The following is an 11,872-nucleotide window of genomic DNA, read 5'->3' as shown; positions in this document are numbered from 1 at the left end:
GTTTCATTGAAAATTTAAAGAACAAAGTCCTACATAAATATTGTCAATTTTGCAGATGAACATATAACCAACCTCGATCCGTTCCCCTCTTTTAGCAAAGAGGAAAGCTGGTTTCATTGAAAATTTAAAGAACAAAGTCCTACATAAATATTGTCAATTTTGCAGATGAACATATAACCAACCTCGATCCGTCCCCCTCTTTTAGCAAAGAGGAAAGCTGGTTTCATTGAAAATTTAAAGAACAAAGTCCTACATAAATATTGTCAATTTTGCAGATGAACATATAACCAACCTCGATCCGTCCCCCTCTTTTAGCAAAGAGGAAAGCTGGTTTCATTGAAAATTTAAAGAACAAAGTCCTACATAAATATTGTCAATTTTGCAGATGAACATATAACCAACCTCGATCCGTCCCCCTCTTTTAGCAAAGAGGAAAGCTGGTTTCATTGAAAATTTAAAGAACAAAGTTCTACATAAATATTGTCAATTTTTCAGATGAACATATAACCAACCTCAATCCGTTCCCCTCTTTAGCAAAGAGGGGTTAGGGGAGATTTGGCAGAAATAAAAACAGCGTGAGGGATTTTTTAGCCCTCAGATTATGCCTAAAATTAGTCCTTATACATTGAAAAATACTGTCTCCATTTGAATATTCTTCTTTAGTATAATTTTGAGAAAAAATATCTAATTTTATATCCGCTGATTTTATACTTCTGAGATTTAAAATATTACTCACACTAAACCTCCCCACTCAACAACTTCGGCAATAAATAATCCCTTAATTTTGACAGTTCAATATTTTCCTGTTTAATTTGTAAGATCTTGTCTATTTTTTCATTTGCCAACTTATCAAAAGTAGACAATAAAAAATCATTTGGAACAATTACTTTCATTCTAGTAAATGTTGTGGAATTTAAAGAGTTCCTTGTTGATGCCATAGATGAAGATGAAAGATAATTTCTTATTTTATCTTGAGTGAAATAAGATCTTAAAAACTCTCTCAAATTATCTTTTTGAGGAACTATTTTGGCTAAAGCAACATTATAAGCACCTTTAATTCCATACCTAACCTTTCCGGCTTCTCCATATTTATCCATTAAAATATCTTTTTCAGTACAACGTTTATTTTTCTTGGATATAGGAATATAAGTTTTATGATTATCGTTAGAATAATCTCTATTTTGAATAAATCTTTCATACCCCTCTTTTTCTTCATAAATGTGTTCTGATTTAGGTGGTTGAGCACCGCTTAAAAACTCAAATAAGTAAGATAGTTCTCTTTCTTCCCACCCCCACGGCACGCCCTCTTCATCAAACCCACTCGGAAATGCCTCTGCGATTTCCCATAGTTGTTGGTATTGTTCGGGATTTGCCGTCTGCAAGCGGTGTAATTCTTGCGTGTTTTTACCACTGATCACTGCCATTGCCGCTTGGGTGGCTTGCTCCAAGGTTTGTCCGCTTGCCAGTGCGTTGGCTTTGGCGTGAACGGGGTCAAAATCAATAAACCAGCTTTTAAAAATCGTTTGGGCGATTTGTTCTAGGGTTTGGTTGATTTGGGTGTTGAGTTGGATTTTGTTATTCAAATTGAATAAGATCTCTGCAACTTTTTCCTGCTCTATTAAATCTGGAATAGATAATTCTATATTTAATAGCTCTGATTGCTTAATACCTTGTACTGTTGAACCAGTCGCTCTTGCTTGTAAAGCTGATTGACCTTCTGGCGAACTCAACCAAGCGAATAAATACATAGGATTAATTAAGTTTGCTTTTGTTCTAAGACCAAAAACCCTCTGACCTAATAGATACTGTGTCGAACCATCAATATAAAAAAGCTCTCCCAAAGGGGCTTCTGAAGTTAATACAATATCTCCTTTTTTAGTAGGAATTTTCATCCATTTTTCATACATTTCCTGATTAGCAAATCTCATTACATCTAAATTTACTAATCCTGATGTTTTGACGTGTTTTGCTGATAAAACAGGATATCCATTAGAATGAAAGTCATCAAATCCTAATTTTTTAGGTGTCTTTCCGCGATGATCTATAACTAATTCAAGCAATTCTCCCAACTTATACTTCTTCCAACTACTCATACCCCAACCCTCCCAAATTCGCTTTAATTTTGGCTTCTAATTCTGCACTTTGCTTAAATTGTTGTTGTAAAAGAGCGGTCAGTTCTTGCATTTTTTCTGCAAATGGCACGCCGTCATCTTCTTGTTCGGCAGCACCGACATAACGCCCTGGGGTAAGGACGAAGTCGTTTTGGGCGATTTCGTCAAGGCTTGCGGTGTAGCAGAATGCAGGGATATTTTGGTAGTCGGCGGATTGTTGCCAGTTGTGATAGGTGTCGGCGACTTTGGCGATGTCGTCTGCGGTGAAGTCGCGTAAAACACGGTCTTTCATATAGCCGAGTTGTCGTGCGTCAATAAACAGCACTTCGCCTTTGCGTGCTTTGTTTTTGTTTAGGATCCAGATACAGGCTGGAATTTGGGTGTTGGTAAAGAGTTGGCTTGGCAAGGCAATCATTGCTTCCACAAGGTCGGCTTTAAGGATATTTTTGCGGATTTCGCCCTCGTTGTTGGTGTTGCTCGACATTGAGCCGTTGGCAAGCAACAACGCCATTCGTCCGTTTGGCGAAAGGTGGTAAATCATATGTTGTAGCCACGCAAAGTTGGCGTTGCCTTCGGGCGGTATGCCGTATTGCCATCGTGGGTCTTGGGCAAGGCTTTCGTTCCACCAGTCTTTCATATTAAAGGGTGGGTTTGCCATCACAAAATCCATTTTTTTATCACGGTGTTGAGGATTGCTGAAGGTGTCGGCGTTGCCTTTGCCGAAGTCAAATTCAATGCCACGAATTGCCATATTCATTGCGGCAAGTTTCCAAGTGGTTGGGTTGAACTCTTGTCCGAAAATGCTCACTTCGCTGACGTTGCCTTGATGTTCGCGGATAAAACGTTCTGTTTGCACAAAAAAGCCACCCGACCCCATTGCAGGGTCGTAAATGCGTCCTTTGTAGGGTTCGAGCATTTCGATAATCAGGGTAACAATGGATTTTGGCGTGAAATATTGACCGCCCTTTTTGCCTTCCGCAAGGGCGAATTGCCCGAGAAAATACTCATAAACGTGACCAAGAATATCTTTCGCCGCCAAGGAAATCGGCTTACCGTCTAGGGTTGGACGGGTGAAGTTGGTGTCGGAAAAGAGATCGATTAAGCCTAATAAAATGCTTTCATCAACTTTATAAGGGCTGATGCGTTGAATGACGTTTTTGAGTTTAGGGTTGTCTTGTTCGATAGCATCAAAAGCGTCATCAATCAAGTTGGCAATGCCTTTAAAGGTTTTCTCGTCCCAGATTTTGTCGCCAATGTTAGCACGAGCCACGACTTTGATTTCGTCCCAACGGGCTTGTTGCGGCACCCAGAATACGTTGTCTTGGGCGTAGTTGTCCCGTTCTTCCAGTTCGGCATTGAGAATATCGGCAAGTTCGCTTTCGCTGTAAGCAGTCGGATCGAGATAAAAATCGGACGTTGGATCGGTGTAGCGTTGTTTAATGATTTCTTGTTGTGCCGAGAAGCTGTCGGAAACATATTTTAAGAAGATTAAACCGAGAACGATGTGTTTGTAGTTGGCAGCGTCAAGCTGTTGGCGAAGTTTATCGGCGGCTTTCCAAAGGTCGGCATCGAGTTTGTTGAGAAAGGCTTGTTGATTGGCTAAATTTTCAGCCAGATGTGCTGTGCTGTGCTGTGCTGTGCTGTGCTGTGCTGTGCTGTGCTGTGCTGTGCTGTGCTGTGCATTATACTATATCTCCGTGAGAAATTTCAATAAAAATCAATAAATTACATTTTGCTATTTGGACACGAAGCGTTGTGTCCCTTGTATATTAAAATTATAGTAAACTAGCAACATAAACCATAACGTTATCCACAGCTTGGGTGTCCCTAGAGCTAAAACTCGTTCTGTAGCGTAGGCGTGGATAACTTCATCAGCAAAACCGAACAGTTGAAATATAAACCCGAATACAAGGCAGGTTACCGATGAACGCTCCGATTTATTGTGGTATTGATGTTGCTAAACGCAATTTCGTGATTGGTTTTTCCCATCAGAAAAAGACCAAAACCGAAACCAATAACGCCAAAGGTATTCAACATACCTTGGACTATTTAAGCCAGTTTAATGTGGCTCTGATAACGCTTGAAGCAACGGGTGGATTAGAAATCCCCGTGGCAAAAGCCCTTGCTCGAGCAGGTTATCGTGTATTTATTGCTAATCCACTGAAAGCCAGTGAGTTTGCAAAATCTCAAACGAGAGCCAAAACCGATGCAAAAGATGCGGTTAATCTCGCTTTCTATGGGCTCACTTGTGAGCTTAAAGGCGAAGTAGAGCATCAGTTGTATGTTCCGCTTTCTGAGCAAGAAGAACAGCTGGAAGCCCTTGTGGTTCGCCGTCGTCAGCTTGTCGATATGCGAGTAGCAGAGCTAAATCGTTTGCAACAAAGCCACGAAACCCAGTTGGACAATATCCAACAACACATTGAAATGCTTGATAAATTAATCGCCGAACTTGATAAAGATATCGACGACCAAAGTAAGCATTTTAGTGATAAAGCTGACCTTATCTCAGACATCAAAGGCGTTGGCAAAAATTGCGTCGCCGTGATGATGTCAAGCCTGCCGGAATTAGGCAAGCTAAGCAGCAAAAGAATTGCCTCACTCGTTGGCGTTATTCCGCATCCACAGGAAAGCGGTCAATGGAAAGGAAAATCCTTTTGCTATGGTGGTCGAGCGATTGTTCGTAATGCCTTATATATGGCAGCACTATCGGCAATTCGCTTTGAACCTGTTTTTAAAGCCTTTTACACCCGATTGGTTGCAAAAGGCAAAGCGAAGAAAGTCGCTATTATGGCGTGTATGCGTAAACTGCTAACCATTATGAATGCGTTGGTTAGACGCAATGAAAAATGGGATGCTACACGCTACTTATCCACAGAATCTGTGGGTCAAAATTGAATAACTTTTTTGTGTGTAAACACAGTTGCTACAAATACTTCGGATTTAATTTTTTGTATTCATAATTCAAACGTTATTGTAGGGACGCCACGCTTGGCGTCCGTTCAATACGTCAAATTATTTATTTTGCACTTCAAACTTCTGCATAAACGCAATTAACGCTTGTACACCTTCAATTGGCATTGCGTTGTAGATTGACGTACGCATACCGCCTAACACTTTGTGACCTTTTAAGGCTTGTAATCCGCAAGCGGTCGCTTCCGCCACAAATTTTGCATTGAGTTCGTCGTTGCCTGTGGTAAAGGTGACATTCATTAAAGAGCGGTTCGCTTTGGCGACGGTGTTGTGGTAGAAATTGCTGTTATCAAGATAACGATAAAGCAGTTCCGCTTTGGCTTGATTGCGTTTTTCAATTTCAGCTAAACCGCCTAGTTCAAGCAGATGTTTGAATACCAATGAACAGAGATACCAAGCAAATGTCGGTGGCGTGTTGATCATTGAATCATTGTTAGCTTGAGTTTCGTAATTCCAAATAGATGGCGTTGCTTTGCGAGCCTTGCCAATCAAGTCTTCACGCACGATCACAAGAGTGATCCCAGCAGGTCCTAAGTTTTTCTGAGCACCAGCGTAAATGATACCAAATTTACTGATGTCAATACGGCGAGCCAGAATGTTAGACGACATATCCGCCACTAACACTGCATTGCCTACTTTCGGCTCCTCAAAAATTTCCACACCGCTGATGGTTTCGTTCGGGCAGTAATGAACGTAGTCGTACTGCTCTGCAATCTCGCTGAAATCAAGGTTGCCCACTTTAAGTTCATCACCCTGCTCTAAAATATTGATTTCATCAATTTCACAGAAATTGCGAGCTTCTTTTGCTGCAGTCGCCGACCAGTGTCCGCTGGTTAAATAAAGTGCTTTGCCTTTTTCGCCGATTAAGTTCATCGGAATTGCTGCAAACTGCCCTCTCGCACCGCCTTGTAGGAATAAAATTTTGTAGTTTTCAGGAATGTTATAGAGCTTACGGAAATCTTGTTCACATTCTGCGATCATTTCCATAAACAATTTACCACGGTGGCTAACTTCCATTACTGAAGTGTGTTGATTTTGCCAATTCAACAATTCTGTTTGTGCTTTTTCTAATACGGCAGTCGGCATCATCGCTGGGCCTGCACTGAAATTATAAACTTGTGTCATTGTGTTTGCCTCTTATAAAAAATGGTGCTTGCATTCTAGCGGAAATATGGGGCTGTCAAAAATTTCAATTTTTATAACTTCTCACGTCGATAATATAAGGTTTCTGATACTTCAAAATCATAGTATCTGCGGTCATAAAAAAGACATTTTCCACTTCAGCCTGAGCCATTAATAGACGATCAAAGGGATCTCGATGAATAAAAGGATACTGAGTTTGTTTTAGAATATGCGGTAATTCAATGGCTAACATTCGACAACCTACCTGAATTAAGCCTTGCTCTAAGGCTTCTACATCAATGTCAAAATCAGGTTTACCTAAACTAGATTTAATCGCAATTTCCCATAAACTTGCTAAACTAAAATAGATTTCACTGGTCGGGTCATCAAGTAATTCTACCACTTGTGGCGATAGGTTTTCTTTTTTATCCCACGCAAGCCACAGCAAAATATGGCTGTCTAATAAGATCTTCATTCCTCTTTCCCTTCAAACATTGCCACAATTTCATCTTGATACAAGCGGTCAAAATCATCAGGAATTTGCACATTTTGCTTTTTCATAAAACCAAAACGACTACCATTTTGTATGGTATCCAAAGGCACAATTTTAACCTGTGGCTTACCTGATTTTGCGATGATGATCGGCTTTCCAAAACGTTTCACATCTTCAACAATGCGAGAAAAATTAGTTTTTGCTTCGTGCATATTCACACTTTCTAAAGATTGATTTAGCATAACAGCCCCTTTTTCTTAGTCCGATAAGTGAGTCTAGTCTTATTTTCTAGCTTATTCAAGACATTAATTCGTCGCTTGCCCCATTACCGCCTCAATCTCCCCAATCTCTTTCGGCACACCTGACGTGAGATTTTTGTTGCCATATTCGGTGATTAAGAGATTATCTTCAATTCGGATACCAATGCCTTTATATTGCTCTGGCACATCTGCATCTTTCGGGATATACAATCCCGGTTCAACGGTAAGCACCATACCGATTTCAAGCGGTCGATCTCGTTCATTGCCATAGTCGCCGACATCGTGGACATCTAAGCCTAGCCAATGTCCTAAGCCGTGCATATAAAATTGTCGGTAGGCTTTATTCTCAATTAACTCATCAACATTGCCTTTTAATATGCCTAAACGTACCATTCCTCCCGTCATAATACGCACTGCTTTATCGTTAGCCAGTTTGATCGAGCTTTGCGGTACAAGCAGTTTAGTCGCTTCTTTTAAGGCTTCCAATACAATTTCATACACCTCTTTCTGAGCCGTAGAAAATTTACCATTAATAGGAATAGTTCGGGTAATGTCGCCTGCATACATTGCAAACTCTGCCCCTGCATCAATTAACAGTAAATCACCATCTTTTAACACTTGATCGTTCTCGTTGTAGTGCAAAATGCACGCATTATCGCCCCCTGCAATAATTTGATTATAGGACGCAAAGCGAGAGCCAAAACGAGAAAATTCGTATTGAATTTCTCCTTCGATTTCCATTTCGTAACGATTTGGGCGAGTTTGTTTCATTGCTCTTAAATGTCCAAAGGCTGAAATTTGGCAGGCTTGTTGTAATAAGGCAATTTCAGCTTCGGACTTGAACAATCGCATTTCAGAGAGTATCGGTTGCCAATCGATCAAGGTTGTTGGGGCTTTTTTACGGCTTGCGGTGATGGCATCAAAGGTTGCAAAAACAATTTGATCGCCCCACGCTTGCACATTTATTGCGTAGTAACAAGCGGTCAAATCTGCCCATTTTTCTGCAAGAATGGTTTGAATATCGTCGATGTCGTAGGCTTGATCGACATTTAACGTCTGTGGTGCAACTTCAATACCTAAACGGCGACCGTTCCACGTTTCCATTAGCGGATCTTTCTTGCGTAAAAAAATCAAGCTCTCACACAGCCCTGCTTTTTTCAGCAACACTAAGGCTGATTTGGGTTCAGCAAATCCCGTGAGATACCAAAAATAGCTATCTGGACGGAATAAATAGTCGCAGTCGTTATTACGGCGTTTTTCTGTTTCGGTAAAGACAATCAAGGTTGAGTTGTCTTGCATTTGTTCAAACAAACGCTGACGACGAGTGTGAAATTCTTCTTGGGGGAGTTTTTGTAAATAAGCGAGATCCATAATCATTCCTTAAAATCGATTTTTGAACGTTACAAGCATACCTATCTTCACTAAAATTGACAAATGCTAATACTATTTTCCAACTGTTTTAACAGATTAACTCGACTGAAATCTCACATTGCGCTTGAAAAAGCTGTTGATTACAATCCATAAAACACCCAAAATATACTCATAATAGTATGGGACACACTGCGTGTGTCCGTAAATAAAAAATGAACCATTTAAATTAAAGTGTCCGTAGGGACGCCACGCTTGGCGTCTGTTTCATTTAACCTTACTTTACGGGCGGACACACTCAGTGTGTCCCTACGATATTGATATTTGTAAAAATTATATTGATATTGGACGCCAAGCGTGGCGTCCCTACTATATCTTTTGTTTAAATGCTATATACATAACAACAGGCAAAACCGTTTCTTTCAATCTTTAATTATTTTTTAAAAGCTCGCAAATACGCTTTTTAAGGAAAACACTATGGCAACTATTCAGCAATTTTTAGATATCGTTGAGCGTTTACGCGATAAAGAAACAGGCTGTCCTTGGGATATTAAACAGACCTTTGACACAATGCTTCCGAATGTATTGGAAGAAACCTATGAAGTGGCGGAAGCAATTTATACGAAAAATCGTACCGCTTTGCGTGAAGAATTAGGCGATCTGTTGCTACAAGTGGTATTTCTTAGTCAATTAGCTAAAGAAGAAGGAACCTTTAGCTTTCAAGATGTTCTAAACGATATTCACGACAAATTAATTTATCGCCACCCACACGTTTTCGGAGATACCACTGCCACTAACAGTGAAGAAGCACTACAAAACTGGGAAGCACAAAAAGCCAAAGAGAAAGAAGCGAAACAGCAAACGTCTATATTAGATGATCTGCCTTTTGCTCTGCCTGCCCTTACTCGTGCAGACAAATTGCAAAAGCGTTGTGCCAAAGTCGGTTTTGACTGGGATAATCCGCAAGATGTCTTTGCCAAAGTGGAAGAAGAATTGGCTGAAGTGCAAGAAGAAATTCAACAACAGCAACCAGAAAAATTAGCAGAAGAATTAGGCGATTTATTATTTGCAATGGTCAATTTATGCCGTCATCACAAAATTGACGCAGAAACTGCACTTCGCAATGCAAATGTAAAATTTGAAAATCGCTTTAGAAAAATTGAGAACCATCTGATTTATCAAGGGAAAAAACCGCAAGACTGCACATTATCTGAACTAGATTTTCTATGGAATGAAATAAAAAAAGTAGAATAAATTGACAAAATTAGGTAAAGTAATACTATAGATCTGTTTATGTAAAGATAATTTATGTAAATAGTCAAGAAATGATCAATGGAATAGGGAAATAGAGCTATGCCAAAAATTTTACTTGTTGACGATGATGTAGATTTAACTGAATTACTTTCAGAATTACTCTCTCTTGAAGGCTTTGATATTCATACTGTACACAATGGTCAGGATGCCTTAACTGAATTAAAGATACAGAGTTACGATCTCATTCTACTTGATGTCATGATGCCAATTCTCAATGGTATTGAAACCTTAAAACAGGTTCGTCAAAAATACTCAACCCCAGTTCTTATGTTAAGTGCAAGAGATGATGAAATCGACCGTGTACTTGGTTTAGAACTTGGTGCAGATGATTACCTGCCAAAACCGTTTAACGATAGAGAGTTGGTTGCACGCATAAAAGCTATCTTACGCAGATCAATAACGCAGAAACCAAGTATGCCAGTTGAAACCGCTTTCATTGTGAATGATGATGACGACCGAAAACTGTTACAATTTGGTGGCGTTGAGCTTCACCCCAGTCGCCAACAAGCGATTTACGAAGGAAAAGATTTAGATCTCACCGGTACGGAATTTGCACTATTACAAATTTTAATGCGTAACCCCGGACAAATTCTTTTACGCGAACTCTTAAGCCTTGAGATTTTAGGTAAACGTTTAACGCCATACGACAGAGCGATTGATATGCATATTTCCAATTTGCGTAAAAAACTTCCTGAGCGTAATGATAACCTTCCATGGTTTAAAACCTTACGTGGTCGTGGTTATTTACTGGTGACTGAAAAATAATCATCATAAAGTAAAATCCCTCAGCTTTTTATATGGTTGGGGGATTTTTCTATCTATAAGTGAGCCGTTATGTTAAAGCTAAGAAATTTCCGAAGATATTTGGCCTATCAAATTTTTGCTTCTTTTATGGTTATTATTGCCATTATTTTGGCACTTGCTATTTTACTGCCAAGTTTAGATACTCGTCGTTTCAAGCAAATTGACGATTTTCAATTAGGCTTTTTACAGCACGAAACCAAATATGTAGAACAAGAATATAATTTAGACGAAGTGTTTCGCCACAATCTCTCTGTAGCATCTATTAATGGTTTTGACATTATCCTCTTTGATCACGCCTCACAACAATTAGCAGGAATAAGAGAGGAAAATAATGAAGCTTTCTACGCTTTTATATATAAGGCAAAAAATCACCGCCAACCATTACAAAGACGCTTCGGCACAATGGAATTTTACGGCCCTTTTCTTGCAAGTTCTCACACTCGCACTTACGACCTCTATTTCACTAAAAAAGTGAACCCTCAACGAGAGCTCATTAATACATTATTTGACTCGCCTTGGATAATGCTACTTTTACTTCTTTTTGTCAGTAGCCCAGTGATGATCTGGCTATCGTACCGCATTGCCAAACCAGTAAAAGAACTGCGTTTAACCGCAAATGCAGTAGCACGAGGAAACTTAGCCATCAATCCCAAATTAGAAACCTCAGGCATTGAAGAACTCCGTCAAGTAGGAGCAAGTTTTAATGAAATGATTGTCGCATTAGAACGACTAACCAACTATCAGCATCGCCTCTTATCCGATATTTCGCACGAATTAAAAACCCCTTTGACTCGAATGCAATTAGCTTTATCTCTCTTGCTTCGTCGAAATGGTGAAAGCAGTGAAATTACTCGTATTGAAGGTGAAATTACAAAACTGGACACAATGATTCACGATTTATTGGTTCTATCTCGTAAACAAGCTAATCACCATCTAGAGCGAGAAGTCTTTCCAATCCATAAAATATGGGACGATGTATTAAATGATGCCAAATTTGAATTGGAACAAAGTGGATTTGGTTTAGTCGTAAGCCAACGTATCCTCCACCCTGAGCGTTACTTTGTAAATGGCAATGTTGTATTGTTAGCTAGTGCCGTCGAAAATGTCATTCGCAACGCCAAAAAATATGCTCAAACAACCGTAAAAGTGATGTTTTACATTGATGCCAGCGATCTTTATATTCTTGTTGATGATGATGGAGAAGGTGTTCCAGAAGATCAATATGAAGAGATATTCCGTCCGTTCTATCGTGTTCAAGAAGACAGAGCAAGACAAACGGGGGGAACAGGGCTTGGTTTATCTATTGTTGCCAATGCAATACGACAACATCACGGTTCAGTTAGAGCAGAAAAAAGCCCATTAGGCGGATTACGCGTCAAAATGCAATTGCCGTTGTGGGTGGAATAATATCAATATATTGTCAATATCTT

The 11,872-nt window shown here is 39.7% G+C and carries 10 protein-coding genes; 4 read left to right on the top strand and 6 right to left on the bottom strand.

All coding sequences use genetic code 11. The annotated features are described in order from the left end of the window. Positions 1-737: 737 nt before the first annotated feature. On the bottom strand, positions 738-2,093 hold the full coding sequence (locus J1G47_RS05820; RefSeq protein ID WP_207326492.1) for a restriction endonuclease subunit S: 1,356 nt from the start codon (positions 2,091-2,093) through the stop codon (positions 738-740). Further along, complete coding sequence (locus J1G47_RS05815; RefSeq protein WP_207326850.1) at positions 2,086-3,726, bottom strand: class I SAM-dependent DNA methyltransferase; 1,641 nt, start codon at positions 3,724-3,726, stop codon at positions 2,086-2,088. Before J1G47_RS05815 ends, J1G47_RS05820 begins: the two co-directional genes overlap by 8 nt. A 308-nt stretch (positions 3,727-4,034) precedes the next feature. On the opposite strand from J1G47_RS05815, the gene J1G47_RS05810 reads away from it, so the two are divergent. Further along, the gene (locus tag J1G47_RS05810; RefSeq protein WP_012621529.1) at positions 4,035-5,006 is read left to right on the top strand and encodes an IS110 family transposase; all 972 of its coding nucleotides are present in this window, start codon (positions 4,035-4,037) and stop codon (positions 5,004-5,006) included. 117 nt (positions 5,007-5,123) lie between these two features. Here J1G47_RS05810 and serC read toward each other — a convergent pair whose 3' ends face one another. The 4 genes from serC to pepP all read right to left on the bottom strand — a co-directional run bounded on the left by serC (position 5,124) and on the right by pepP (position 8,327). Further along, positions 5,124-6,206: a 3-phosphoserine/phosphohydroxythreonine transaminase gene (serC, locus tag J1G47_RS05805; protein WP_160405071.1), complete on the bottom strand. Its 1,083-nt coding sequence runs from the start codon at positions 6,204-6,206 to the stop codon at positions 5,124-5,126. Between the two features lie 64 nt (positions 6,207-6,270). Beyond that, positions 6,271-6,678: a type II toxin-antitoxin system VapC family toxin gene (locus J1G47_RS05800; protein WP_160405073.1), complete on the bottom strand. Its 408-nt coding sequence runs from the start codon at positions 6,676-6,678 to the stop codon at positions 6,271-6,273. Further along, complete coding sequence (locus tag J1G47_RS05795) at positions 6,675-6,938, bottom strand: type II toxin-antitoxin system Phd/YefM family antitoxin (protein ID WP_010786806.1); 264 nt, start codon at positions 6,936-6,938, stop codon at positions 6,675-6,677. Before J1G47_RS05795 ends, J1G47_RS05800 begins: the two co-directional genes overlap by 4 nt. A gap of 63 nt (positions 6,939-7,001) precedes the next feature. Next, entirely contained in the window at positions 7,002-8,327 is a 1,326-nt protein-coding gene (gene pepP, locus J1G47_RS05790; protein ID WP_207326491.1) for a Xaa-Pro aminopeptidase, read from the bottom strand. A gap of 474 nt (positions 8,328-8,801) precedes the next feature. Between pepP and mazG the strand changes: the two genes are divergently transcribed. From mazG to cpxA, 3 genes are all read left to right on the top strand, one after another. Then, positions 8,802-9,578, top strand: coding sequence for a nucleoside triphosphate pyrophosphohydrolase (gene mazG / locus J1G47_RS05785; protein WP_010786808.1), 777 nt, complete (start codon positions 8,802-8,804; stop codon positions 9,576-9,578). Positions 9,579-9,677: 99 nt separating this feature from the next. Continuing rightward, the gene (locus J1G47_RS05780; RefSeq protein WP_207326490.1) at positions 9,678-10,403 is read left to right on the top strand and encodes a response regulator; all 726 of its coding nucleotides are present in this window, start codon (positions 9,678-9,680) and stop codon (positions 10,401-10,403) included. A 69-nt stretch (positions 10,404-10,472) separates the two neighbouring features. Beyond that, on the top strand, positions 10,473-11,849 hold the full coding sequence (gene cpxA / locus J1G47_RS05775) for an envelope stress sensor histidine kinase CpxA (protein ID WP_207326839.1): 1,377 nt from the start codon (positions 10,473-10,475) through the stop codon (positions 11,847-11,849). The last annotated feature ends 23 nt before the right edge of the window (positions 11,850-11,872 follow it).

Source organism: Glaesserella parasuis (assembly GCF_017352235.1).
GTDB lineage: Bacteria > Pseudomonadota > Gammaproteobacteria > Enterobacterales > Pasteurellaceae > Glaesserella > Glaesserella parasuis.
Note: the sequence above shows the minus strand (reverse complement) of the source record. Positions and strands in the feature narration are given on the sequence as shown.

Coding starts and splice junctions, on each gene's coding strand:
- J1G47_RS05795 (WP_010786806.1), bottom strand. CDS start 6,938: ATGCTAAATCAATCTTTAGAAAGTGTGAATATGCACGAAGCAAAAACT.
- pepP (WP_207326491.1), bottom strand. CDS start 8,327: ATGGATCTCGCTTATTTACAAAAACTCCCCCAAGAAGAATTTCACACT.
- J1G47_RS05810 (WP_012621529.1), top strand. CDS start 4,035: ATGAACGCTCCGATTTATTGTGGTATTGATGTTGCTAAACGCAATTTC.
- cpxA (WP_207326839.1), top strand. CDS start 10,473: ATGTTAAAGCTAAGAAATTTCCGAAGATATTTGGCCTATCAAATTTTT.
- J1G47_RS05780 (WP_207326490.1), top strand. CDS start 9,678: ATGCCAAAAATTTTACTTGTTGACGATGATGTAGATTTAACTGAATTA.
- J1G47_RS05820 (WP_207326492.1), bottom strand. CDS start 2,093: ATGAGTAGTTGGAAGAAGTATAAGTTGGGAGAATTGCTTGAATTAGTT.
- J1G47_RS05800 (WP_160405073.1), bottom strand. CDS start 6,678: ATGAAGATCTTATTAGACAGCCATATTTTGCTGTGGCTTGCGTGGGAT.
- serC (WP_160405071.1), bottom strand. CDS start 6,206: ATGACACAAGTTTATAATTTCAGTGCAGGCCCAGCGATGATGCCGACT.
- mazG (WP_010786808.1), top strand. CDS start 8,802: ATGGCAACTATTCAGCAATTTTTAGATATCGTTGAGCGTTTACGCGAT.